Genomic DNA, 22,572 nt, shown 5'->3' with positions numbered 1-22,572 from the left:
CGGTTGTTCCCCCCCGGGCCAACCCCTTTTTTTTTTTTGTGGGGGGGGGCCCCCCACCCTTCGCGGATGTGGGGGGCCCCCCCACCGCGATGTCCGCGCGCAAACGGGGTACCTGGGGGAAATCTGAGGGGAATGAAGCCGGAAGGGCGGGACATGCGGATTCCAGCCGGAACGGAGAATGCGCCATCCGCCGCACCGGCGGGAAATTGTTTTCCTTATGATTCTCGCTTTACCCGGAGGAGTTGTTTTTCGCGTGACTGAGCATGTGTGGAGTTACAAGTCGACCGCGGGTCACCTGGCCGGTACGGACCTGACCGGATACAAGGTCGAGGCGACGGACGGGAGCATCGGCAAGGTGGACAAGCACTCCGACGAGGTCGGTGACGCCTATCTGGTCGTGGACACCGGGGTGTGGATCTTCGGCAAGGAGGTCCTGCTGCCGGCGAGCACGGTGGTGCGGATCGACCCGGACGAGCGGAAGGTCTACGTCGACCGGACGAAGGAACAGATCAAGGACGCTCCCGAGTTCCACCGTGACAAGCACATCGGTGACGACGGCTACCGCGAGGAGCTGGGCACCTACTACGGCACCGGTGCCCCCTTCGGCGGCCGCCCGGCCTGACCCCGCCCTTCACGGCTTGGACTACGTTCCGGCCCTGGCCGTAAGGGCCTGGGCGTGATTCAGAAGACGCCTCCGTGTTGCCCGGCCTTGCGGCCGCGTTCGTCGGGGGGTGCCGCGGGAAGGTTTCCGTAGGTGTAGGCGCTGCGGACATGTCCGTCGAGGGCGTGGACGATGACCTGGGCGGGCGCGTGCTGCTTGGCGTGGTGGCGTGCGGCGTCGATCGCGTCTTTCTGCGTGCGGTGTGGTTCGTGCAGGAGCCGGCGTCCTTCTCTTCCCTCGACCTGCCACTTCACGCCCGCGGCGGCCGCTCGCTCGCTGGAGGGCGAGACGTGGTAGACGGTCAGTTTCGCTGTCATGGTCTTCTCCTCGCCCATCAGGCGGGCCCCGGGGCGGCCTGTCGGAGTCTTACGTGGCGGCCGCGATCGGTCGCCCCTTGACCGGCCGCGCAACAGGAGCGCGGCGTGGCCACTGTGGGTGCCGGCGCGTGCGGGGCTCCCAGTCCTGTGAGCAGTATTCCCGCCCAGCCCGTAGGGGACACCCGCGCGGAACGGCGGGAGCGCCGAGCGCCATCCCTCAGGGGACGCCCGCCGACTCTCGTCGAAGACGGTGTTCCGGCCCCGGGGCCCGGGGGCCGGCAGCTGATGCTCCGGTCAGTCCTGGCCAGTCGTTGATGGAGCCGGGGCCGTGCTGCTCAGGTAGGGCATGGCCTTGCTTGCGGTTTCCGCCCTCAGCAGCAGGGTGCCGTCGCCGGCGAGGACCAGGAGGGCCCGGGCGTCGGGCGCGCCCAGGGCGAACTTCCCGGACTCGTCCTGAAAGATGTGGGCGAACCAGACTTCGGTCACGTCGAGCTGGGATTCAGCGAGCCAGGTCTTGAGCTCCGGCCAGTTGACCATGGGGAAGTGGGCCTCGAAGCCGATGATGCAGCCGCCCGTTCCCTTGTGCGGGCCTACCCAGGTCGGCTCGAAGTAGGGAATGGTCAGGAGCTCTTCCCCGTTCTCCTCGGCGTCGCGGGCCGCTTCCGCGTAGCCGGAGTCGTGTTCGCTCAGGAACCATTCGCGCTTGGCCACCAAGGGGCCTTTCCATCGTCGTCATGCAGGCGGGCGCCCTTGATCCTGCCGCTGCCATGACCGCGGGTCAAAGCCGGATTGACGGGGCAGCGGCGGCTGACCGGCGAGCGCGGTCGGCGAGCCTGTGGCGGGCGGTGTACGGACGCGCCGTCTCAGGCGTCCGCGCGTCTTCGGGGGAGTGGTTGATCTGGCCCTTGCAGGTGCGCAACGCGACACCCGCAGGACACTCGCTCAAGTGTTCCCGTGACGGTCGTTTCGGGGGCCGTGCCAGTCGAGGCACAGGACGGTGGCGTCGTCCGTCGGAGGCCTTCCGTCGTAGGCGTCGGTTACGGCGCCCACCAGGGTCCGGACGACTTCGCGCGGATGCTCGTCGGCTGTCTTACGCAGGAGGGCTGGCAGGTCGACGGCTTCGGCGTCGCGTTCCTGCATGCCGTCGGTGTGGAGCAGGAGCCGGTCACCTGGCTTCAGGTCGATGTCCTGGACCGCGTACGGACCCTTGAAGCCGGTGTAGCCGAAGGGCAGGTCCACGGTCAGGGTCAGCTCGGTGACAGCCCCCTCACGCAGCCGCAACGGCCAGGGATGGCCGGCGTTGACGAGCCGGGCACCGCTGCCGTCGAGGGCGATGCGCAGGAGTTGGCCGGTGGCCATGGTCTTCCGGCCGTGGTCGACGAGCGCCTGGTGGATCTGGCGTGCCTGCTCGGCGAGGCCTTCTCCGGCGCGGCGGGCACCGCGGGAGGCGTTGACGAGGAGGGTGGCCATGAGAGCGGCGTCGACGTCGTGGCCCATGGCGTCGGTGATCGACAGGTGCAGGGTGTCGATGTCGAGGCTGTAGTCGTAGGTGTCGCCGGCGATGTCGGAGGCCGGGACCAGCGCGCCGGCAAGGGCGAACTGCGGGGCCTCGCAGGCAGCGGCGGTGGGCAGGAGCTGACGCTGGATCTCCGCGGACAGACTGACCGGGGTGGTTCGGTTGCCCCAGTGGTAGAGGTCGGTGAACCGACGGTCGGTGACGATGATGTACGCCAGCGCGTGCGCGGCCTCACCCACCTCGGCCAGCACATCTGGCGTGACCTCGGTCAGGAACACCTCCAGGACCCCGATCGTGTCACCGCGGTTCGTCACCGGCGCCAGTACCCGCTGCCCCTGCCCGCCACCGGCGGCCAGCACCAGCCTCTGGCCCTCCAGGACCTCGTCGTAGACGCTCCGGCCGGACAGCGCGGCCTCCTCGGCACGCTCCTCGTGCCGCTCCGCCGCCGTGTCGTGGACCCGGAGAAGTCGCCGGCCGACTACGTCGACGAACAGGAACGACACGGACGCGGCACCGAACCGGTCACGCAGATCGCGCGCCACGACATCGAGGGAATCCACCGGCGCGGCCGCCTCCGCGGCCGCCAGCACCTCGGCCAGACCGATCCGATCACGCCCCACATCAGCCTCCACAGATCACGGATCAAGCCCTGTCCCGTCGGCACGGCACACCCCATGCTGCGCCAGGGCCGAGGCAGGACAGCGTCACCAGGGTCTTCACACCCGGGCCGCCCTCCGGATGCGCTAACCGATCGGCACCCGGCCGGTTGCCTTGGGGGCGCCATGTGGCATCGGGGGAATCTCACCAGGGAGCGTCGGCGCAGATCGTCTTGCCTCCGTCGGAGGTGAGTTCGATGGTGACGCGGGTGGCGAGGTGATTGATCAGGAGCCATCCCCAGCCGCCACTTCCGTCCGTGTGGGGAGTCCGGGGCTGGGGCGGGCAGGGGCTGGCGTCGGTGACACAGACCTCGAGGTGATCCCCGTGCAGTTCCAGGTGGAGGACGCAGGGCCCGTCGGTGTGGCGGAGGGCGTTGGTGACGAGCTCGGCGACGATCAGGAGAACGTCGTCGGCGTGTCCGGGCCGGATGGGGGCCCTGACCTGGGCGGCGCGCTGGAGGAAGCCTCGGGTGGCGTCACGTGCTGCCGTAGTGGGCTGACCGGTGCGCAGTACAGGCTGATCGAGGACGGGTGTCGCCATGGCGCCTCCTTCCGACGGTGGTCCTGCATCGCACCTGCCCCCATTACGAGCGAAAACCTCGTTCTGCCATCACGTCATCCGAACGGCCTGACACCTCGCGCCGAACGAAACCGGCGGCATCCAGCGGTACGGACGTTTGGAAGCCTCGGCGCGGTGAAGACGGTTGACACCGGCTCAATTTTTCGAGGCAGGAGAAGCACATGGGCATCATTGCCTGGATTTTGATCGGACTGCTCGCGGGCTTCATCGCGAAGGCGCTGATGCCGGGCAAGGACCCTGGCGGCATCATCATCACCATGCTCATCGGCATCGCCGGCGGTCTGCTCGGCGGCTGGCTCGGCAAGGTCATCTTCGGCGTCGACTCCATCGACGGATTCTTCGACCTCTCCACCTGGATCGCCGCGATCATCGGCTCGGTCATCCTTCTCGCCGTCTACCGGCTGGTCACCGGCAACCGGCGAAGCCACCGCCACGCCTGAGCGTGACGGTCCCTCCGCGGACGATCACGGCTCCCCCTTTCCCAGGGGGAGCCGTTCTGCTGTCTGCGCCCGCGATCGACCGACAGCAGGGGTGGCGCTCGTCGCGTGACCCGCGCCCGTTGCCGCCCGCTTCGCTCCCGGCGGGTCGATGGTCGAGCCCCACACCGATACCGACTCCGGCTGCCGACTCACGCTCGGTACGCGGCATCGGCCTTGGTGATGGCGGCCGGATCCGATGCCGTGGGCCGGGCGGCGTCGGTCTTCACCAGAGGGAACCGGTGGGGTCGTTGGCCAGGGCGGCGGCGAGTAGGGCGCGGAGGTGGTCCGCCTCGGGGAGGAGGGTGGCTTCGATCTCGTCGTTGGTGTGGCCGGCCAGGGTGAGTGCCTGGATGCGGCGGAACAGCAGGCGATCCGATGCGGCGATCAGGGCGGCGGCGGCCTGCGGGGCGATCGTGGGGGCGTCGGCAGGGCCGGTGGTGGCCAGGGCGGTGGCCAGTGCCTCCTCGCGCCGGTCGTGCAGTTCCCGGAGCCGCGCGGTGAGGGTGGGGCTCTCGGCGACCATACGGGCGAAGGCGGGTCCGGTGAAGCCGACGACGGGGCTGTGCGCCAGCAGGGAAGACCGGAAGGTCCGGCCCAGGGCGGCGAGCGGTGCCTCGTCCGGGTCGCGTTCGGCGACCGCCCGGGCCAGGCCCTCGGTGAACTCCGTGTGGTGGTCGAGGGCCAGGTCTTCCTTGCGGGGGAAGTAGTTGGTCACCGTCTTCTTCGCGACCCGGGCCGCCGTGGCGATCTCGGCGATGGTGGTCTGTTCGAAGCCCTGCTCGATGAAGAGCCTGGTCGCGCAGTCGGAGATCAGCTGCCTGGTCTCCTGCTTCTTGGACTCGCGGAGTCCCATCTCGGTAGCCATGGAAGGAATCTTACATCGGTAGCAAAAATATCCTTGACCTTCTGGGGTGTTCGATCTAAGTTTACGTCCGTCGCAAAAATTGCCTGACTGAACGGACCTGGATTGCGCCAGCCCAACCAGCCCAACCGCCTCCCCGACCTCAACCTCACCCGCAACAGCCTTCTCGGCACCCCCAGCGGTGACGCCGCCTGCCTCGCGCCCAGCTCCGAAGGCGCCCCCACGAACCTGCCCGTACAGGCCTACGCCGCCGTAAGCCGGCTGGCTGCCGGCACTCCCCGGTCCGAGCCCGAGCTCATGGACCGCACCCCCGCGCGCCCGGCTTGGCCGTCAAGCCGGCCAGCCCCTCGGTCCGCATCCGGCAGATCGTCTCGCCCCGTTCGCCCGGCACGCGTCTGGACCCGGCCGGCCAGGTGATCGCGGACGGCCGACCCGGCCGCCCGACTCCGCAAGGCCCATGGAGCCGAAACGGCCCCCTACCGTCGGCACCGCTACCCGGTCGCACGACCCCTTCCGCAGTACGCCGCTGCCATCTCATTCGCCCCCTTTCTCTGGAGTTGCCCTGAACGTCACCACCTGCACCGTGTCCCTGACCGTCGACGACGTGGACGCCTCCCGCGAGTTCCTCTGCACTCACCTCGGCTATCAGGTCGCCGTCGCAGCCGAGGGCTTCGTATCCCTGGCCCGTGAAGATGCCGCCGTCGGCATCGTGCTGCTCCGCACCGGCATCGAGGTGCTGCCGCCCGAGCAGCGGGACCGGCGGGCCGACGGCCTGATCCTCGCGCTCACCGTTGACGGCCTCGACGCCGAGGAGCGGCGGCTGCGCGAGGCAGGCGCCCCGATCACCATGCCGCTGCGCGAAGAACCGTGGGGCGAGCGCCTGTTCCAGCTCACCGACCCGAACGGCATCGTGGTCCAGCTCGTCGAATGGGTCACCCCCGTCGAGGGTGCGCCTGCCGAGGCCGCGCCGGCAGCGGAGCCGTCCGTACTCGTGATCGCTCCGGCCGACGAGCACGTCGTCGAATCCCCGAACGCCCGCATGACCGGTCTGGCGGCGCCCAGCCGCGGCAGCAGCGAGCTCAGCACCTGGACCGTCGCGATGGCGGCCGGGCAGAGCGGCCCCGAACACGCCGTCAGCCGCGAACAGGTCTGGACGGTGACGTCCGGAGTGCTCGAAGTCAGCTGCGGCGGGCACACCGAAACCGTCGCGGCGGGCCACACCTTCATCCTTCCCCCGGACGGACTCCGCCAGATTCACGCCCCGCAGGCCGCCGCGGCCCACGTCGCGATGCGCGCCGACGGCGTGGCCCGCGTACCGGGCACCGACGGCACCCGTCCCCTGCCCTGGGCCCAGTGACGGGACGTCACGTACACCGCCTGAACAACCTCAACCCCCGCAGCGACCGCCCTGCGGCACCACATCACCCACCCGGCAACGGAGACAGCTTGCCCGTCCGCATCACCGCCCTGACCGACCCCGAAGAGACCTCCTCCAGCCGCCGTCTGGCCTGGCTGGCCTCGGACGCCGACGGCAGCCCCGTCGGGTCCGCGTCCCTGCGCCTGTTCACCCAGGACGGCCAGCGCCACCTCGCCGAGCTGGATGTGCAGGTCCATCCCGCCGAGCGGCGCAAGCAGATCGGCACCCGGCTGCTCGCGGCGGCCGTGGCGGCGGCGCGAGAGGACGGCCGTCGCAGTGTCATCGCCCAGGCCCAGGACGGTAGTCCCGGTCTCGGGTTCCTGACCGCCGGCGGATTCCGGACCGCGTTGACCCTGACGTACGCCCGCCTCGACCTGGCCGAAGCGGACCTCCCCGCCCTGACCGCGCTGGCCGGAGCACCTCACTCCGGCTATCGGCTGACCGCCTGGGACGGGACGGTTCCCGACGAACTCGCCGACACCTATGTGGTGTCGCGGCGGGCGATGGACGACATGCCGATGGGTGCCGTGGACTACGGCACGGTGATCTGGGACCTCGACCGGATACGGGCCGCGGCCGCGGCCGTCGAGACGCGCGGGGAGAGTCTGCACACCGTCGCCGCCATCGACAGGTCCAGCGCGGCGATCGTCGGCTTCACCGAACTCGTGGTCCCGGCCGGCGGTACCGGCGACGCCCTGCACTACGGCACAGCCGTCCTGCCCGAACACCGGGGCCACGGCCTGGCCCGCTGGATGAAGGCCGCCGCGATCCTCGCCGCCCGCGAGAGCCACCCCCAACTGGGTGGCCTGCTCACCGACACCGCCGACAACAACCCGTACATGCGCCGCGTCAACGACACCCTCGGCTACCTGCCCACACACGTCGCCTACGAATGCCAGCTGGACCTTTGACCGGGGCGGTGTTGCTGCCGACGCCATCAGCCCGATCAGGAGAAAGCGGAAATACGGTGAACACCATGGCCCAGGGCCGCGTCCTGCCCAGCGCACGCCATCTCTTCCACGTCCCCGAAGACATCGCCTACTTCAACACGGCAAGCCTCGCGCCGACTCTCAAGGGTGTGCTCGCCGCAGGGCAGGCGTCCCTGGAACGCCGGGCACAGCCGTGGACGATCACCGCACCGGACTGGTTCACCGCCGCCGAGGAACGCCGGGCCCTCTTCGCCCGCCTCATCGGCGCCGCAGCCGACGACGTCGCGCTGATCTCCGCCACCAGCTACGGCTTCGCGGCAGCCGCCGCCAACCTCGACGGCCGCCCAGGTCAGCGCGTCCTGGTCCTCGCAGAGGAGTACCCCTCCGGCGTCTACACCTGGCGCCGCTTCGCCGCCCGCACCGGCACAACCGTACATACCGTTCACCGCGAGCCCGGACAGACCTGGACGGACGCGGTCCTCCGTGACCTCGACGAGACGGTCGCCGTGGTTTCGGTGCCGCAGGTGCACTGGACCGACGGCACCCTGGTGGACCTGTCGCCCATCGCACAGGCTGCCCACGACGCCGGAGCAGCCCTGGTCATCGACGCCAGCCAGTCCGTGGGCGCCGTACCCCTGGACGTCGCCGCACTACGGCCGGACTTCGTGGTCACCGTCGGCTATAAGTGGCTGCTCGGCCCCTTCGGGCTGGGCTACCTCTACGTCGCCCCCGCCCACCAGGACGGCCGGCCGCTGGAGGAGAACTGGATCGTGCGCGAGGACGCCCAGGACTTCGCCCGCCTGGCCGACTACCGCGACACTTACCAGCACGGTGCGCGCCGCTTCGACATGGGACAGCGCACCGCCTTCGAGCTCACCCCGATGGCCATCGCCGCCCTTGAGCAGCTCGCCGACTGGACGGTGCCGAACATCGCCACGACCCTGGACGCCGTCACCGGACGCATCGCCGACGCCGCACGCGGCCTCGGCCTGCACGTTCCCGAACCCCGCGGACCGCACATGCTCGGCATCGCAGTCCCCGAACACCGGCGAGCCCGCCTGCTGGACACGCTCAGCGAGGCCGACGTCCACGTAGGAGCCCGCGGAGGCGTACTCCGCATCAGCCCCCACCTCCACACCACCGACCGCGACATCCACCACCTACTGACCGTGCTCCAGGCCAACCTGCCCCACGAATAACCGCGCTCCCTACCACGGCGCCCCGGCGTGGAGGCTCGTACGGAGCGGCGTCGGTCCAGGGAGGCGACGATGGTGCGAAAGGTCAGGGCCGCACCTGGAGGCGGTACGCCGGCGGTGACCCGTCGGTCGTGCCGTCTCCCGCCAGTGCCTCGCCGGTGTCGGCGAACTCCCAGCAGGTGACGTACCCGCCGCCGCCGCCTTCGCGCGGCCACTCACAGCGGTCGACCGGGCGGCTCAGCACGTGTTCGAACCAGTCGGCGCAGCGCACCGCCAGCTCCTCGACCGTGCCGGTGGCCATGAAGAAGCCGCTCTCGGGCGACTCGTGGAGGTTGTACACCTGGTCGCGGACCTTGCCCGCCCGCACGTGGGTTCCGTGGAAGTGAACGGCCCACTCGCGGAGGATCACGTGGCGCGCTTCGTCGATGAGGCAAATGCTCACGAGCAGCGCTGATTCGTCTTCGGTGAGAGTGACGAGGTCGGGAGTCGGCGGGACCTGCCAGCCGTCGGCCCGGGCCCGTAGCGCTTCAAGGAAGGCGAGCTCTGCCTCGTTGAAGTTCCACGGGTCCTCACCCTCCTCCGGGTCCTCGACCTCGAACCAGCTGTTGACGTTCACGGGAAGACTTTAAAGCCGGCGCGCGAGCCTGAGGCCCTTCACACCAACCCCTAGGCCTACGCGAACCAGTCGCGGCCCTCGGCCCAGTGCGTTGCCCAGCCCGCGAAGCCGGGGGTGCCGGGCATCAGTGCGTCGGGCGACTGGGGACCGAAGGGCATCGCGCCTTCGCCGGCGATCTGCCAGACGTGACCGCGCTGGGGGCCGGTGACGATCAAGTGCCAGTACATGCCGCAGCCATCGGTGCCCAGCAGCAGCGAACCGTGGTCGAACACGGGGTCCGTCCGGGCTTCGAACTCCTGTACCGACAGCGTCGCTTCGTCGTCCTCCGCCTCCCACAGCCATGCCGCCTCAAGCGGGAAAGGCTCGGCCAGCAGGCGTTCGGGGCGGTCCGATCCCCAGTCCTGGGGTGCCTCCGCGAAGGGGAGCAGCCCGTAGTACGGCGGACCGGCGCGCAGGCCGTCGCAAACCTCCGCCACGAACGTGCGGTAGGGCTCCGGGAGCACGATGCGATGCTCCGCCTCGAAGGACCGCACTGCCTCCCAGCCGGCCGGCGGCGCGGCCTCGGGTCTGGAGGCGAATATCTCCCGGAGGGCAGACAGCTCGGCCGGATCGCATGTTTCCGTGTTCATGCAGATCATCATGCAAGATCCGGCAGGGCGGCCTTGCCGACGCGGCCGCTGTGCTGCTCCTCGCCCGGGCCGACGGCGGAGGCGCATCGGCTGGTCCTCCTGCCCCAGGCCGCTGCCGAGGTGGTCGTGGCTGTAGAGGCCGTGCGTGCAGGCTCGGGTGACGCCGTAGCCGGTGGTTGATCCGGAGGCATGGCCTGAGCGGCTCCGGCGCGCATGCGAACTGGTCCGGGACGCCGCGCTGTCAGTGCCCTTTGGCAGCATGAGCCCATGAGCAAGGTAGTGAACTACAGCATGGCGAACCGCGGCGAGATCGCGCGCTTCGTGCCCGCCGCGGACCTGAGCGCCGACGAAGCGCGACGCCTGGACACCATGCGCGTCAGGGCGAAGGCACGTCAGGACGGCCTCGACCACCAAGGCGTGGACTGGGGGCTGTCGGTCCCGGACGCCCTGGAGGAGCTGGTCTCCGGCCGGGCCGACTCCTCCGCCGATTACGCCGGTTGCGCCTACTACGCGGCCCTCCAGATCGTCATCGACCACAACGCGAGCGACAGCGCGACCCTGGCGAGCTACCGGAGCCCCGTCACCTACTTCTCCGCCCTGGACGACGCCCTCAGCGCGGCGGGCGTCCCGGCGGACCTGCTGCCCTACCAGTACGTCTTCAGCGGCCCGCCCTCGGAGATCGGGTTCCACATACCCCATCCCCCGGAGGGCTCACCGGAGATCGGCTGCTGGCCCCTCGCGAAGGCGGGCCCCGCGGTGGAGGCCTACCGTTCGGTGCTGGACCGCGTCGACGCCGATCTCCGGTACGACCTCGGGGAGCTCATCGAGGCCCTCGACGGCTGGGCGTCGGAGTGGAACACGGGCGAGGGCGCCTGGTGGTGGGCCGAGGACGGCTCGATCTTCTTCTCGATCACCGGCTGACCCCCTGAGGGGCGGCCGGAGCGGATGCCGTCGAAAGCAGCCCTGGTGTAGGCCGTTTCCTTCGGATCACCTCGCCGACCAGGTCAAGATGGCGGCGAGGTGGAGTCCGGCGAGGTGGATCGCGTTCGGGCTAGCCGGGCTATGTGATGCGGTTCAGGAAGTCCAGGACTCGGTGAGAGAGCTGGGCGGCGGCCTGCTCGTCATAGGACGGCAGACTGCTGTCGGTGAACAGGTGACTGTCGCCGGGGTAGAGAAACAGTTCGGCATCCACCGCTGCGGCGACGAGCGCGCGGGCCGCGTCCACATCGCCCTCTCCGGCGAAGAACGGATCCGCGTCCATGCCGTGTACCTGAACCGGGACATCGCCGGGCCAGGCACCGCTGAACTCCGCGACCGGGACGCAAGCCTCCAGCAGCAGTGCCCCCCGTGCGCCGGGCCGGGTCTGCGCCAGCTTCTGCGCCGGCAGGACGCCGAGCGAGAACCCGAGGTAGACGAGTTCCGAAGGCAGCCCCTCGGCGGCGGCGGTTCCGCGCGCGACAACCGTGCCGAAGCCGGCATTCTCGGCGTAGCCCATGCCCTCCTCGAGGCTGTCGAATACCTGCCCCTCGTATAGGTCCGGGACGTGGACGGTGTGTCCGGCGCGGCGAAGCTGCTCGGCGAACTCGCGGATGCCGTCGGTCAGCCCGTGCCCGTGGTGGAAAACCAGCACCTCAGTCATGTCGCTCCCCTCGTGCTGCGGTGCCCGGGCGGCGCCGCGGCACGAGTATGGCCCGCGGTACCGACATCTGCGGGCAGTCACCGGACGGGAACAGGCCGATGAGCCGATGGTGCTGCCCAGCGCATAGGTGAAGACGGCGGCCGCCGTCTGGACCGCTAGCTCACCGACGACGCCGGACTTCTCGCAGCCAGACCCCGGCTCGCGCGAAATTCAGGCATGGTCTTGCACTTAGTTCAAGTCGTGTCATACGTTCGTCTTGAACAAAGTGCAAGTTGCTGCGGAGGTCGCGGCGACGAGGGGAAGACGAGGGGAAGGGGAACGGGATGTCGTACGAGGTGCTGCGCGGATTCGTCGAGTCGACCGCCAAGGAGTTCGGGATTCCCGGCGCTGCCGTCGGGGTGTGGCGGGACGGCCGGGAGGTGTACGCCTGCCACGGCGTGACCAGCGTCGACAACCCCCTGCCCGTGGACGAGCGGACGCTGTTCGTGCTGGGCTCCGTCACGAAGCCCTGGACGGCCACCGCGCTGATGCGCCTGGTCGGGGACGGGCGCGTCGAACTGGACGCGCCGGTTCGTCGATACGTTCCCGAGCTCGTGCTCAGCGACGAGCAGGCCGCGGCGGAAATCACCGTCTCGCAGCTGCTCAACCACACCGCCGGACTGGACTGGAGGCTGAGCGTCGAAACCGGTGAGGGAGACGACGCCCTGGCCGCGTACGTGGCGAAGATGGCCGAGTCGGAGCTGATCGCGTCGCCCGGCGCCCGAGCCTCCTACAGCCAGATGGGCTACAACCTGGCCGGGCGGATCATCGAGAACGTCACGGGTCTGACCTACGAGCAGGCCGTCGGCAGCCTCCTCCTCGAGCCGCTCGGCCTGTCCGACAGCGTCTTCGCGCCCGCCGATGCGATGACCCGGCGCTTCGCGGTGGGGCACAACCTCGGCGAGGACGGAACGCTGACCGTCGTCCGGCAGTGGAAGGACACCCGCGCCAACAACCCTGGCGGTGGCGGCGTGTCCTCGGTGGCGGACCAGCTGCGCTGGGCACGATTCCACCTCGGTGACGGCCGCGCCGAAAGCGGTGAGCGTGTGCTGCCCGCCGAGCTGCTGCTGCGGCAGCAGGAGCCGACGGTCGAACTGCGGGGCAGCTCGCTCGCCGACGCCTTCGGCATCGGCTGGTTCCTGCGCGACGTGGACGGTGTGCGCACCGTCGGGCACGGCGGCTCGGTCAACGGCCAGTTCGTCGATCTGCTCATGGTGCCCGAGCGGAACTTCGCCGTCGTCACAGCGTCCAATGCCGGCCCGGACGCCGGGCTCGCCTTCAACCAGGCCGTCGTCCGCTGGGTGCTGGAGACCTACCTGGGTGTGGTCGAGCGGGAGCCCGAGCCCCTTCCGTACGACGAGGTGCGGGCCCGGGAGGTCGTCGGGAGCTACGCGAACGAGCTGATGACACTGACCATCGCCACGGACGGAGCCGAGCTGACGATGGCCTGCGACATCAAGCCGGAGATCCGGGCGGCGACGAATACGGAACTGCCGCCGGACCTCCCGCCGGCCCGTCTCGGGCTACTGCCCGGCGACGAGGACGAGTACATCGTCACCAGCGGCGGTCTCCAGGGGCAGCGCGGCTTCTTCAACCGCGACGACAGCGGCACGGTCGCAGGCGCCGACCTCGCCGGCCGGCTGTTCACCCGGGTCCGGGCCTGAACGACGGCAGGGCGGCCCTGTCTGAAGGGCCGCCCCACGGAACACCGGATGGTCCTCACGGGCAGGCCGGGCCACCGGGAAAGCTCCCCGATCGAGCAGAGGGTCGTAACGTCCATGCCCCCAACCAGGCGAGTTCCATCGCCTGGTTGCAGGACATCCGGCAGGTCATGGGGCGGAGCGGAGTGAGGCGTTCGCCCTCAGCATGGCGTCCAGCAGGTCCTGCGTCGGGGCGCGGAAGACGTGGTCGGGGCCGGCGGCCTCCACGGCGGACCTGGCGACGTCGATCGCTTCGGTGAGATCCGTCATCGACCGGGCGCGGTCGAAGCGGCGCGACAGGGCGTAAGCGAGGTCGTACTTCACCGCGACGGGGTCGAGGAGGCGAGCACGGTCGGCGTCGAGGGTCCGCCTCATGACGTCTATCGCCCGGTCCAGATCGGAGCCGGCCCCGGCGCGTTCGAAGCGGTTGAGCAGAGAGTCTCCCAAGCTGCTCAGCCACTTGACCGCGTGATCGTTGTCGACGGACGCCACCGCGCCACCGGCTTCACAGCATTCGATCACCCGGTCCAGATCCGCCGGATCGGCCGTGGCCGCCAGCCGGCGCCGGAGCGCCTGCACCAGGGTGGAGAGAATGGCCTCCCGCTGGTCGACGGCACGGGACAGCGCTGTCTCAAGCAGATCGATGGACTGGTCGAGGTCCTCCGCCGAGCCGCCGTTCTCGAACCGGAGCAGCAGCATGAGGCCCAGATTGGCCATCATTCCGGGCCGGAAGGGGTGATCGGGATCGAGGTGGGTCACGATCTGCCGGGACAGGACGAGCGAGCTCTCGATCCTGGCCGGGTCCTTCGTTTCGGACGCCCCCTGTTGGAATGAGCCGGCCATGGGCACCATCCGCTCCGCGAGCGTGGGGAGCATGGGCTCCGGTATGTCGTCCAGCCCCATGACGAACGGCAGCTCGAACAAGTCCAGCGCGGCGTCGTAGTCGGCGTGCCCCTGGCCCTCGGGCACCAGCCGAGACCGGTACCAGCGAAGCCTTCCCAGCAGGTGCTGCGCGACGGCCGTCAAGCTGACGTCGATGTCCGCGTCGCCCTCGGCGAGTATCGCGTCGAGCTGCACCACTTCCGGAAGATCGCCTGACGTCAGGATGACCGTGCCCATATCGCCGGAAGCGGCCGCGCTTTCCATCTTCCTGTTGATGAGGTGGATCAGTTCCCACACGTCGTCTCGTCTGCTCATTCCCCAACCCTTGCAGATCTTGAAGTGATCACCCAAACAGCTGTCACGGCTAGGTCTTCGCAAGGCTGGCCGGGGTGGCGACACGCGGCGTCGCCCCGCTGCCGTCCAGCGTCGCGGGAGCGCAGGCCGACATGGCTGGTCGCTCGGCAGGGTGCCGTCCGTCGGCATGGCGGAGACCGGCGCGTGATGGCATTGCCGCCGTGCAGGCTGAGGGGTTCTCCGGGGCTCTCGTGGTGCAATGTGACCTGTACGGTGCCGCCTAGGCGCGGCTCTTCGCGCGATCGGGGCGGAGCCCGGCCGGCATCGAACCAGGGGGTCGCTGTGACCGCAGGAGAGCCAGGCGGCAGCATGGCCGGTCGTCCTCTCGTGGGTGGAAGCCTGCGGGGTCGGGCGACGACTCTGGCGGGGGCGCTGGAAGCAGCGGAGGCCGCGGCGCCCGTCGAGTCGCTCGACGTGGTCGCGCGCATGCTCAGGGACCACCTCGGAGCCGCATCGGTGTCGTTCCTGATCACTGACTTTTCCGGCGGCTCCGTCGTGCGGCTGGGAGCCGCGGGGAGCGTCGAGACCAGCGAGCCGGCCACACGCATCCCGCTGCGGGGCACGCTGTACGACGACGTGATCCGCACCCAGCGGCCGCAGGTGGAGGACGGGGGAGCGAACGAGCTGGTGCGCGTCGTCGCGCCGGTGACGAACCGTGGGGACGCCCTCGGCCTGCTCGAGCTGTTCCTGCCCTCCGCACCGGGCGCGGAAGTGATGCGCGAGATCGGCGAGACCGCGCACGCCCTGGCGTACATCGTCATCGCGAACCGCTCCCATACCGACGTGTACCAGTGGGGCCGACGCACCAAGCCGCTGAGCCTGGCCGCGGAGATCCAGCACCGGTTGCTCCCGGCGTCGCTGGCGTGCGAGGCGGCCCAGTTCGCGGTGGCCGGGGCGCTGGAGCCCGCCGACCACGTCGGAGGTGACACCTTCGACTATGTGATCGACCGGGACACCGTCCAGCTGTCGGTGACCGACGCCATGGGTCACGACGTCGAGGCGGCGCTGCTCGCCACCCTGGTGGTAGGTGCCCTGCGACGGGCTCGAAGGGCAGGCGCCGACCTCGCCGAACAGGCCCGCCAGGCCGACCAGGCCATGCGGGACCACGGCCACGGGGGCTACGTCACCGGCCAACTGCTGCGCATCAGCCTGATCGACGGCACCACCGAGTTCGTCAACGCCGGGCACCCCTGGCCGCTGCGGATGCGCGACGGGGAGGTCCAGCAGATCGTTCCGAAGGTCGATCGGCCCTTTGGTCTCAACGTCCAGACAGCGCAGGGCAACACCTACCGGGTGCAGTCGCTGGACCTGCGGCCGGGTGATCGGCTGGTGATGTTGACCGACGGCATGCTGGAGCGCAACGCCGAGGGCCTCGATCTGTCCGACCTGATCATCCGCAGTCGCGCCCTGCATCCCCGCGAGGCCGCCCACACCCTCATCGGAGCGATCGTCGACGCCGGCGACGGCCGTCTGGACGACGACGCGACCGTCATGTGCCTGGACTGGCACGGCATGGGTGACTCCCAGCGGGACGCCGCCACCGGCGCCGACCTCACCGACGCGTCACGACCGTCGACGACGGGACAGCCCCTCCCGGGCCATCACCTGAGCGCGTAACGCGCCAGGCGGCCCCGACGACGGTTGACGGGGACCGGGCGCCGGCAGCGGGGGAGACGGGTGCTTGGCCCGGCCCCCCGCGGGTAGGCGCCCCCCGAGCCGGCGGCCCCTCGACGCGCCGGCAGGGAGTACGCCATGATCCTCATCCTCGGACTCGTCATCCTCATCGCAGCTCTGATCCTCGCCGTGGCCGGGGTCATGGCGAACCTCGGCAGCGCCCACGCACTCACCGACGACTTCTCCGTCTTCGGCTACCACGTGACCAGCTCGACCGGCGCCCTGTTCCTCTACGGCATCGTCGTCGGCGCCGCGGGCATCCTCGGACTGGTCCTGATCATGATGGCCGCCCGGCGGGCATCCCGCCGCAGCCGCCTCGCCCGCCAGAGCGGATCCGTCACCTCGAAGCGGGAGAGCGAGGTGACCGACCGTGAACGCGAGGACCTCATCCACCAGCGCGACGAGGCACGAGCGGAAGCCACACGTGGTCTCGGCGACGACCAGCGCGCCAGCACGCCGTTGACCGTGGGCCACCGGCGCCCGCGATGGCTCGGAGGACGCTGAGTGCGACCAGCGTGATGTGCCAGTGCCGATCACGCGCCAGTGCCGATCACGCAGCCGCGCCGGCAGCTCTGTCCCGCGTCCCGGTCGGTCAGGTCGGTCAGGTCGGTCAGAAGGGAGGTTCGAGATCGCCGCGGCCATCGCTGTGTGGCCCGCAGTCCCAGATCTTCTCCTGGAAGGGTTCAATGCCGGTGACGTCGTGGCCCCATGTTCCGAGGGCCTTCCAGGCAACGCGCCGGTTGGCCTCGTCGCTGCTGGTGTCCAGGATGCGGCGCGCGTGCACGGCGAGGTGATCGCGGTACTGGGCGAGCGCGGGGTGTTCGGCGAGGACGAGCGCGGCGAGGCCGGCGGCTTCGCGCACGTCCTCGTGACTGTCCTCCAGGAAGGGCACGACGGCTCGATAAAGCGTCGGGCGCAGGTCCCGGAAGGCTGCCAGCGTGGTGTTGTGGGCGCGGAAGCCAGGGAAGTACTGCTCGGTGCGGTCGACCATCTCGTCGGAGACGTCGTAGACCGTGGAAGCCAACCAGTTCAACCATGTCGCGCGGATGGGGACGTCGCGATACGGCCGGAGGGTCATGGCCGCCGGGTGGGCGAGGATACCGGCGACGTACAGGGCGGCGGGGGCGGTGGCTTCGTAGATGCCGTTCTGGTGGCCGACCAGCTCCTCCAGTTCCGACAGAGCGGTGACCTGCACTCTGGGATCAGGCTCCAGCAACCGTGCCAGGACTTCGGGAAGGCATGCACCGTTCCCGAAAGCCGTCTGGAGCGAACCCCAGTCAGTCTCCGCCAGGACTGCCTGGTAGGGCGGCAAGCCAGGCTCGCGGGGCGCTCCGGCCGTGGAACTGCTGTGGTTCACGGGCCAAACCTAGCCCCCGGACTGAGAGATCGGTGTTCCGGTCACCTTCAGTTGCCCGCCCGTGAACACACCCTCGAACCCGCTCCCGTGGAATCGGGGCGAGATCTGGTGGTAGCGCAAGTTCCCCGCGATCATGTCCTCCAGGCGGTCGCAGTATTCGTCGGCTTCCGCGGTGAGGGCCCAGCGCGAGCGCAGCACGACGTACTGCCGCTCCGTCTCCTCGATCGTCTCGACGAGCTTGTCCAGAGCCTCCTGAAGGCCCAGGCCGTAGACGTGTTGCAGCACCGACACAGCCTGGACGTGCGCCTTCTTGCCGTTCCTGTCGTTCCACTCCTTCCGGAACGAGTACAGGTCATTCACGAGGCAGCAGTGATGCGCCGTCAGCCGGTCGAGCCGCTCCCGCCCGGCGGACTCCCACTCAGGCGCAGAAAGGTTCCGCTCCATCAGCGCGGGAAGGGTTGCGGTGAACAGGGGGACACCGAAGTTGACGTGCCGGTACTCCAGGTATTCGCCCCACCCCATCCGGGGCGAGCGGATCATGTGGGCTTCCTGGTACTGCGCCTGCGCCATGGATGCGAGACGCCGCAGGAAGTACCGCGCCAGCGATTCCGGGAGCCTCTCGGCGATCGTCATGGCCGTCGCCAGGTAGGAGCGGGGCAGTCCGTCGCCCCAGTCGCCGGCGGCGAACACGTCGTGAGCGTGGGACTGCCGCAACAGCAGTGTGACCGTGCGTGCCCATACCCTTTCAGCGCTCCCGGCGTCGCTCGTCCCGTACAGGGCCTCTTGCCTGTTCTCAGCGAACGTGTACAGGGCGTTGAAGCGGCACCAACGGTTCAGCAGGTCGGGGTCCACGTCGGGGAAGCACAGCGCCGCCCACGTCGTGTAGTTGTCGGCATGCACGGGAGCCGGGACGCGCGGGTCGTCGCTGAACAGACCGTACGCCCACGCGTTCGCCTCGGCGTCCATCTCGGCGCAGTGGTGGGGGTTGATGCGCCAGCGAAAGCCGGTCCGCACAGGGGGAATGGTGAACGTCTGGGCTCCCATAGCGGTCTTTCCTGTCCCGTCCTGAACGCCGGCCTCTACCCGCAAAGTTCCCTATGAGGGTGCGTGGCACACCCGGGACACGGCAAAAGAGCCCCGGACGCCCCGGACGGATGAGGCCGGGCAGCTTGGCCGGCTAAGGGTTGACCAGTGCGGAATAGGCCCGTTCGAGCCCTGGTGCGTGACCGTTCCCCAGGTCGACGTAGACATGCCCGCTGGCCGCACACGCTTCACGCAGGGCAGTGCTCTGGTCCCTGACCCACGCGGCGATCTCCCGGTAGGTGGTGTCATCGGCTCCACCCGTGGCGGTCCGCCGATCAGGTACATCACCGGAAAACCGTACCTCAGGCCACGACTTGGGTGATCCCACCCTCGTGCCCGGCCAGGCACGGCGTTCGGTGCGCCGGCGTTGCACCAGGCCATCGGGAGAGGCCGGACGGGGTCAGCGTTGAGACGTGCCGAGGGTCCGGTCGGCCGTCGCGAAGCGGTGCTCCGTGGGCTTCAGCACTTCGTGGAGGTGACCGAAGTACTCCGTTTCCGCCGTTCCCGTCAGCACCGCCAGCAGGAAGGCGAGGCACCCCATGTCGTGCTGCTCCCACAGGGGACCGCGCCCCTCGTTGTAGAGCACGCTCCACTCGTCGGGATGCTGACCGGGCCGTGCCAGCCAGTACAGGAACGCCCCCGTGCCCTCCTCGAACGCCCAGGGCAGGACCCGCGCCCCCGCCTCCAGCAGGCCGGCGGGCTTCGGCTCGAACTCCCACAGGCCGGTCAGGATCTCGTCCCGTTCCGTCACCTGCGCGTGCAGGTCACAGTCGCTGTGGGCGGAGTCGGGGACGAGCAGCCAGATCGTGTCGTCGAAGATGCCGTCGCCGTAGGTCTCGACGAGCTGCTTGTAGTCGGCGGGCAGAGCCGTACCCAGGGCGTGCTCGGCCTGCGCCCAGTCCACCGCGGGCGGCGGGTCGGCGGGCGGCGGGCAGAGGCGGACGAGGGCATCGAAGGTGATCATGCAACGGACGCTACTGGACCCCTGGCGACTGCCCGTGGGGTGGGTCGGCAGGACAGGCGAAGATCCGCATCGGGCTCCACGGCCCGGGAACCAGTACCCTGCTCACGCTCTCCGAGGCTTGGTCGCCGTGATCGACGACCGCGGGCATGCACCGCCCCCGGCCCACGGGAGGTACTTCCTGGCTGCCGCTGCCCGGGCGTGGACGGACCGACCACCAGGCACGTCTGCCGGGCAAGCCCGAGCAGCGCCTGGGCAGGCCGCTCCGATCAGCGGCCTGCCCACCTCGGCCGGAGCGCACCGGACACGGCGGCGTCATTCGCCTGCTGACCGTGTACGAACATCGGCACCGGTTCCCGTCGGACGCTGAGCCCGCCCCGCGATGAGCAAGCGGTAGCCGTAGTCGACGGATTCTCGGGTCTGCAGATCGCAGTGGCGCCGGTGCCAGGCTCCCGAGGCCAGGTCATCGCGCAGTCTCGCGATCGCCGGTTCGACCACGGACGCGGGAAGCTGAGCGAACGTCGAACTCGCGGCTCGGACAACGGCGTCCAGGTAGAACTGGGGACGCCGCCAGTAGGCGATCTGGAAGCCGTCGGTGAAGTCGTGCGGGATGGGAAAGGGCAGCACGGTATGCACGCCCAGGGCTTCCACCACGGTGGACAGCGGTGTGAAGCGTGCGTGTTCGAGCTGTCGGATCTCAGGCAGGTACTCCTCGGTCAACCACAGCTCGGGCAGGTGCTGCGGATCCCACGTGAAGACCACCTGGCGATCGGAGACGCGCCGCAGCTCGGCCAGGCCACGTCGCAGGTCGGGCCAATGGTGCACGGTCATGATCGCCATCGCCGCATCGAACGCACCGTCCTCGAAAGGCAGGCTCTCCGCCCCAGCCCGAACCTTGCGCGGGCCCTGGTGCTGATCGAGCATGACCTGGGACGGGTCGACCGCGGTGACCTCCATGTCGTCAGGCTCGTACGAGCCGGCACCGGCACCGACGTTGACGACGGTGCGCGCCCCGGCCAGCGCCTGGCGGATCAGATCGGCCAGACGAGGGTCCGGTCGACGGACGCGCCCGTATCCCAAGCCGATACGGTCATACGTCGCCACGTCCGGGCTACCCCCGGAGAAAGAAGCAGTCATGCGCCGGATCCCACCACCTCGATCACCAGCGGAGCGAGACATTTAGTCTGGGCCGAATGTTGCTGCTCCGGCTCGATGTGGAAGACCTGGCCTCGGTCCGCTTCGCCTGCTCACCTCTGCAAGAGACCGTCCAGAGCCTGCGAGCCTGGCGCAGCCCCGTCCGCTACGCCGCGCACGAGCCGCTGCTTCGACAGACCGCCCCGCTGCTCCGGCACGTCGACTGGCCCCTCCTGCAGGCATTGGTCGGGCCCACCCGGCTCATCCCCGACTTCCTCACCCCCCACCCCCCGACGCCGAGCACGGATATCGACGACGAGTTCGCCGCACTGCGCACCACTTCGACGCGGCGCGTCACACGCGAACTCCTCCAGGCGGCCGACGGCCACCCCCTGCACCCGCTCTTGCGGCAGGCACGTACGGATCCCCACGGCCTCCTGCAGCGGATCGCCGATGCCCTGCACACCTACTGGCTTTTGATCATGGCCCCGCAATGGCCACGGATGTACGCCGTACTGCGCGCCGACATCCTCCACCGCGCACGCCGCCTCACCGACGGGGGAGCCGCCGCGCTCTTCGCCGACATCGACCCCGGTCTGCGCTGGCACTCGGGCAACGGCACCCTGGCCGTCGACGCCTTTCCCGGTCAGCGGCACGACCTGGCGGTCGACGGAAACGGGGTGACCTTCACGCCCTCCCTGTTCTGCGACCACGCCGTCACCGTCGTCGACCTCGCCCTGCCACCCCGGATCTGGTATCCCGCCCGCGGCCTCGCCACGGTCTGGCACACCGAGACGACCGCCCCGCCCGCAGCCCTGGCCGACCTCCTCGGCCGCACCCGCGCCCGCGTCATCGGCCTGCTCGCGCAGCCGGCGAGCACGACCGAACTGGCCCGACGGCTGGGCCTCAGCCCCGCCACCGTGAGCCAGCACCTCGGCGTCCTGCACCGCGCGGGACTGGTCACCCGGGCCCGGCAGGGACACCTCGTCCTCTACCTGCGGAGCCCCCTCGGCGACCAGTTGCTGGCGTGATGTGCGCCCGGCACACAGTGGATTCGCCGCGACGGCGCCCAGCTCCTGGAGGGGGCCGCCCGCTGACCGGGCACCGGCCGGAGTGCCCGCCGGAAATGGCTGGCAGGTGCATGACGGGTTGGCGGGTTGCGGGGCTACCTTCTTAGGGCTCCGGAGGGGCGGCTGTCCGAACGTGCGGGCCACAGGCGGGCGGTGGCGGCGTCTCCAGTGCCCCGGTTCCGCCGAGGGGCCGGGTCCCCCACGCGTGAAGGAAGACCACCATGTCTCTGGGCATCTGGCTGAAAGCCGGCACCTCCGCCGCCGCGCTCGTCCTGGCGGCGGCGACCGCCGCGACCGCGGCACCCACGTCCGTACCGGACGCCACCGCAGCGGTCGTGACGCTCCGGTACGACGACAGCCGGGCCGTCGGCTGGGAAGCGGCCATCGCGGCCGGGGTCGCATCCTGGAACGCGAACGTCAGCAACGTACGGCTGGTGGAGGCCGCGCCCGGGGTCCGGGCCGAGATCGTCATCGTGGCCACCACCGGCTGGCCGCAGGCCACCCTCGGCCCGGTCCGTCCCGGGCGGCAGGTGCGAGTCGAACTGGGCGCGCAGGCCGTGAGCCAGGGGTACGACAAGACGCGCATCGCCGCGCACGAGCTGGGCCACAGCCTGGGCCTCCCGGACACCAAGCCGGGGCCGTGCGCCCAGCTGATGTCCGGGTCAAGTGCCGGGACGGCCTGCACCAACGCCGTGCCCAACGCGACCGAGCGGTCCCGTGTGCAGAACGCGTACGCGAACGGGCTCGCGGCGATCGTGCCGACCGACGGCCGGGTACTCGTCGACGCCCCCTGACCATCGGGACGGCGGGTGGGCCGGTGC

The 22,572-nt window shown here is 69.9% G+C and carries 24 protein-coding genes; 11 read left to right on the top strand and 13 right to left on the bottom strand.

Going from position 1 to position 22,572, the window contains the following annotated elements; translation table 11 throughout:
- Positions 1–253: 253 nt before the first annotated feature.
- Positions 254–622, top strand: a complete 369-nt coding sequence (locus ABZZ17_RS34165; RefSeq protein ID WP_356882136.1) for a PRC-barrel domain-containing protein — start codon at positions 254–256, stop codon at positions 620–622.
- Positions 623–681: 59 nt separating this feature from the next.
- Here ABZZ17_RS34165 and ABZZ17_RS34160 read toward each other — a convergent pair whose 3' ends face one another.
- The 4 genes from ABZZ17_RS34160 to ABZZ17_RS34145 all read right to left on the bottom strand — a co-directional run bounded on the left by ABZZ17_RS34160 (position 682) and on the right by ABZZ17_RS34145 (position 3,691).
- On the bottom strand, positions 682–978 hold the full coding sequence (locus ABZZ17_RS34160) for a DUF2188 domain-containing protein (protein ID WP_356882134.1): 297 nt from the start codon (positions 976–978) through the stop codon (positions 682–684).
- Between the two features lie 294 nt (positions 979–1,272).
- A complete protein-coding gene (locus ABZZ17_RS34155; protein ID WP_356882132.1) occupies positions 1,273–1,689 on the bottom strand; it encodes a hypothetical protein in 417 nt (138 codons plus the stop codon).
- A gap of 231 nt (positions 1,690–1,920) precedes the next feature.
- Positions 1,921–3,114 carry a PP2C family protein-serine/threonine phosphatase gene (locus tag ABZZ17_RS34150; RefSeq protein WP_356882130.1) on the bottom strand — a complete coding sequence of 398 codons (1,194 nt, stop codon included), beginning with the start codon at positions 3,112–3,114 and terminating at the stop codon, positions 1,921–1,923.
- 181 nt (positions 3,115–3,295) lie between these two features.
- Complete coding sequence (locus ABZZ17_RS34145; protein ID WP_356882128.1) at positions 3,296–3,691, bottom strand: ATP-binding protein; 396 nt, start codon at positions 3,689–3,691, stop codon at positions 3,296–3,298.
- Between the two features lie 200 nt (positions 3,692–3,891).
- Between ABZZ17_RS34145 and ABZZ17_RS34140 the strand changes: the two genes are divergently transcribed.
- Positions 3,892–4,170: a GlsB/YeaQ/YmgE family stress response membrane protein gene (locus ABZZ17_RS34140; RefSeq protein ID WP_356882126.1), complete on the top strand. Its 279-nt coding sequence runs from the start codon at positions 3,892–3,894 to the stop codon at positions 4,168–4,170.
- Positions 4,171–4,432: 262 nt separating this feature from the next.
- Here the strand turns inward: ABZZ17_RS34140 and ABZZ17_RS34135 are convergent, their stop codons facing one another.
- On the bottom strand, positions 4,433–5,062 hold the full coding sequence (locus ABZZ17_RS34135; RefSeq protein ID WP_356882138.1) for a helix-turn-helix domain-containing protein: 630 nt from the start codon (positions 5,060–5,062) through the stop codon (positions 4,433–4,435).
- Between the two features lie 592 nt (positions 5,063–5,654).
- Here ABZZ17_RS34135 and ABZZ17_RS34130 point away from each other — a divergent pair.
- The 3 genes from ABZZ17_RS34130 to ABZZ17_RS34120 all read left to right on the top strand — a co-directional run bounded on the left by ABZZ17_RS34130 (position 5,655) and on the right by ABZZ17_RS34120 (position 8,616).
- The gene (locus ABZZ17_RS34130) at positions 5,655–6,428 is read left to right on the top strand and encodes a VOC family protein (RefSeq protein ID WP_356882124.1); all 774 of its coding nucleotides are present in this window, start codon (positions 5,655–5,657) and stop codon (positions 6,426–6,428) included.
- 89 nt (positions 6,429–6,517) lie between these two features.
- Complete coding sequence (locus ABZZ17_RS34125) at positions 6,518–7,399, top strand: GNAT family N-acetyltransferase (protein WP_356882122.1); 882 nt, start codon at positions 6,518–6,520, stop codon at positions 7,397–7,399.
- 65 nt (positions 7,400–7,464) lie between these two features.
- Positions 7,465–8,616: an aminotransferase class V-fold PLP-dependent enzyme gene (locus ABZZ17_RS34120; protein WP_356882120.1), complete on the top strand. Its 1,152-nt coding sequence runs from the start codon at positions 7,465–7,467 to the stop codon at positions 8,614–8,616.
- Between the two features lie 82 nt (positions 8,617–8,698).
- Here ABZZ17_RS34120 and ABZZ17_RS34115 read toward each other — a convergent pair whose 3' ends face one another.
- Positions 8,699–9,229 (bottom strand): hypothetical protein, encoded by a 531-nt coding sequence (locus ABZZ17_RS34115; RefSeq protein ID WP_356882118.1) that lies wholly within the window; start codon positions 9,227–9,229, stop codon positions 8,699–8,701.
- Between the two features lie 56 nt (positions 9,230–9,285).
- Positions 9,286–9,870: an SMI1/KNR4 family protein gene (locus ABZZ17_RS34110; RefSeq protein ID WP_356882116.1), complete on the bottom strand. Its 585-nt coding sequence runs from the start codon at positions 9,868–9,870 to the stop codon at positions 9,286–9,288.
- A 255-nt stretch (positions 9,871–10,125) separates the two neighbouring features.
- Between ABZZ17_RS34110 and ABZZ17_RS34105 the strand changes: the two genes are divergently transcribed.
- Entirely contained in the window at positions 10,126–10,779 is a 654-nt protein-coding gene (locus tag ABZZ17_RS34105; protein WP_356882114.1) for a hypothetical protein, read from the top strand.
- A 139-nt stretch (positions 10,780–10,918) separates the two neighbouring features.
- Here the strand turns inward: ABZZ17_RS34105 and ABZZ17_RS34100 are convergent, their stop codons facing one another.
- A complete protein-coding gene (locus ABZZ17_RS34100; RefSeq protein ID WP_356882112.1) occupies positions 10,919–11,497 on the bottom strand; it encodes a dienelactone hydrolase family protein in 579 nt (192 codons plus the stop codon).
- 323 nt (positions 11,498–11,820) lie between these two features.
- Between ABZZ17_RS34100 and ABZZ17_RS34095 the strand changes: the two genes are divergently transcribed.
- Positions 11,821–13,200, top strand: a complete 1,380-nt coding sequence (locus tag ABZZ17_RS34095; RefSeq protein WP_356882110.1) for a serine hydrolase domain-containing protein — start codon at positions 11,821–11,823, stop codon at positions 13,198–13,200.
- 165 nt (positions 13,201–13,365) lie between these two features.
- Here the strand turns inward: ABZZ17_RS34095 and ABZZ17_RS34090 are convergent, their stop codons facing one another.
- Complete coding sequence (locus tag ABZZ17_RS34090) at positions 13,366–14,433, bottom strand: hypothetical protein (RefSeq protein WP_356882108.1); 1,068 nt, start codon at positions 14,431–14,433, stop codon at positions 13,366–13,368.
- A 348-nt stretch (positions 14,434–14,781) separates the two neighbouring features.
- Between ABZZ17_RS34090 and ABZZ17_RS34085 the strand changes: the two genes are divergently transcribed.
- Complete coding sequence (locus tag ABZZ17_RS34085; protein WP_356882106.1) at positions 14,782–16,089, top strand: PP2C family protein-serine/threonine phosphatase; 1,308 nt, start codon at positions 14,782–14,784, stop codon at positions 16,087–16,089.
- A gap of 135 nt (positions 16,090–16,224) precedes the next feature.
- Complete coding sequence (locus ABZZ17_RS34080; RefSeq protein WP_356882104.1) at positions 16,225–16,650, top strand: hypothetical protein; 426 nt, start codon at positions 16,225–16,227, stop codon at positions 16,648–16,650.
- A 106-nt stretch (positions 16,651–16,756) separates the two neighbouring features.
- Here ABZZ17_RS34080 and ABZZ17_RS34075 read toward each other — a convergent pair whose 3' ends face one another.
- The 4 genes from ABZZ17_RS34075 to ABZZ17_RS34060 form a co-directional block, all read right to left on the bottom strand.
- Positions 16,757–17,503, bottom strand: a complete 747-nt coding sequence (locus tag ABZZ17_RS34075) for a hypothetical protein (protein ID WP_356882102.1) — start codon at positions 17,501–17,503, stop codon at positions 16,757–16,759.
- 9 nt (positions 17,504–17,512) lie between these two features.
- On the bottom strand, positions 17,513–18,547 hold the full coding sequence (locus ABZZ17_RS34070; protein WP_356882100.1) for a terpene synthase family protein: 1,035 nt from the start codon (positions 18,545–18,547) through the stop codon (positions 17,513–17,515).
- Between the two features lie 439 nt (positions 18,548–18,986).
- On the bottom strand, positions 18,987–19,550 hold the full coding sequence (locus ABZZ17_RS34065) for a hypothetical protein (RefSeq protein WP_356882098.1): 564 nt from the start codon (positions 19,548–19,550) through the stop codon (positions 18,987–18,989).
- A gap of 312 nt (positions 19,551–19,862) precedes the next feature.
- Positions 19,863–20,684 carry a class I SAM-dependent methyltransferase gene (locus ABZZ17_RS34060; protein WP_356882096.1) on the bottom strand — a complete coding sequence of 274 codons (822 nt, stop codon included), beginning with the start codon at positions 20,682–20,684 and terminating at the stop codon, positions 19,863–19,865.
- Between the two features lie 56 nt (positions 20,685–20,740).
- Between ABZZ17_RS34060 and ABZZ17_RS34055 the strand changes: the two genes are divergently transcribed.
- Together ABZZ17_RS34055 and ABZZ17_RS34050 are read left to right on the top strand one after the other, a co-directional pair.
- The gene (locus ABZZ17_RS34055) at positions 20,741–21,712 is read left to right on the top strand and encodes a metalloregulator ArsR/SmtB family transcription factor (protein WP_356882094.1); all 972 of its coding nucleotides are present in this window, start codon (positions 20,741–20,743) and stop codon (positions 21,710–21,712) included.
- A gap of 260 nt (positions 21,713–21,972) precedes the next feature.
- Positions 21,973–22,545, top strand: a complete 573-nt coding sequence (locus ABZZ17_RS34050) for a snapalysin family zinc-dependent metalloprotease (RefSeq protein WP_356882092.1) — start codon at positions 21,973–21,975, stop codon at positions 22,543–22,545.
- The last annotated feature ends 27 nt before the right edge of the window (positions 22,546–22,572 follow it).

The organism is Streptomyces sp. NPDC006512 (genome assembly GCF_040611935.1).
Lineage (GTDB): Bacteria > Actinomycetota > Actinomycetes > Streptomycetales > Streptomycetaceae > Streptomyces.
This window is presented reverse-complemented; position numbering and strand designations above follow the sequence as displayed.

Bases quoted from the DNA above. Each gene is read 5' to 3' on its own strand.
- ABZZ17_RS34160 (WP_356882134.1), bottom strand. From the start codon at position 978: ATGACAGCGAAACTGACCGTCTACCACGTCTCGCCCTCCAGCGAGCGA.
- ABZZ17_RS34145 (WP_356882128.1), bottom strand. From the start codon at position 3,691: ATGGCGACACCCGTCCTCGATCAGCCTGTACTGCGCACCGGTCAGCCC.
- ABZZ17_RS34140 (WP_356882126.1), top strand. From the start codon at position 3,892: ATGGGCATCATTGCCTGGATTTTGATCGGACTGCTCGCGGGCTTCATC.
- ABZZ17_RS34135 (WP_356882138.1), bottom strand. From the start codon at position 5,062: ATGGGACTCCGCGAGTCCAAGAAGCAGGAGACCAGGCAGCTGATCTCC.
- ABZZ17_RS34120 (WP_356882120.1), top strand. From the start codon at position 7,465: ATGGCCCAGGGCCGCGTCCTGCCCAGCGCACGCCATCTCTTCCACGTC.
- ABZZ17_RS34110 (WP_356882116.1), bottom strand. From the start codon at position 9,870: ATGATGATCTGCATGAACACGGAAACATGCGATCCGGCCGAGCTGTCT.
- ABZZ17_RS34105 (WP_356882114.1), top strand. From the start codon at position 10,126: ATGAGCAAGGTAGTGAACTACAGCATGGCGAACCGCGGCGAGATCGCG.
- ABZZ17_RS34100 (WP_356882112.1), bottom strand. From the start codon at position 11,497: ATGACTGAGGTGCTGGTTTTCCACCACGGGCACGGGCTGACCGACGGC.
- ABZZ17_RS34095 (WP_356882110.1), top strand. From the start codon at position 11,821: ATGTCGTACGAGGTGCTGCGCGGATTCGTCGAGTCGACCGCCAAGGAG.
- ABZZ17_RS34090 (WP_356882108.1), bottom strand. From the start codon at position 14,433: ATGAGCAGACGAGACGACGTGTGGGAACTGATCCACCTCATCAACAGG.
- ABZZ17_RS34085 (WP_356882106.1), top strand. From the start codon at position 14,782: ATGGCCGGTCGTCCTCTCGTGGGTGGAAGCCTGCGGGGTCGGGCGACG.
- ABZZ17_RS34080 (WP_356882104.1), top strand. From the start codon at position 16,225: ATGATCCTCATCCTCGGACTCGTCATCCTCATCGCAGCTCTGATCCTC.
- ABZZ17_RS34070 (WP_356882100.1), bottom strand. From the start codon at position 18,547: ATGGGAGCCCAGACGTTCACCATTCCCCCTGTGCGGACCGGCTTTCGC.
- ABZZ17_RS34065 (WP_356882098.1), bottom strand. From the start codon at position 19,550: ATGATCACCTTCGATGCCCTCGTCCGCCTCTGCCCGCCGCCCGCCGAC.
- ABZZ17_RS34060 (WP_356882096.1), bottom strand. From the start codon at position 20,684: ATGACTGCTTCTTTCTCCGGGGGTAGCCCGGACGTGGCGACGTATGAC.
- ABZZ17_RS34055 (WP_356882094.1), top strand. From the start codon at position 20,741: ATGTTGCTGCTCCGGCTCGATGTGGAAGACCTGGCCTCGGTCCGCTTC.
- ABZZ17_RS34050 (WP_356882092.1), top strand. From the start codon at position 21,973: ATGTCTCTGGGCATCTGGCTGAAAGCCGGCACCTCCGCCGCCGCGCTC.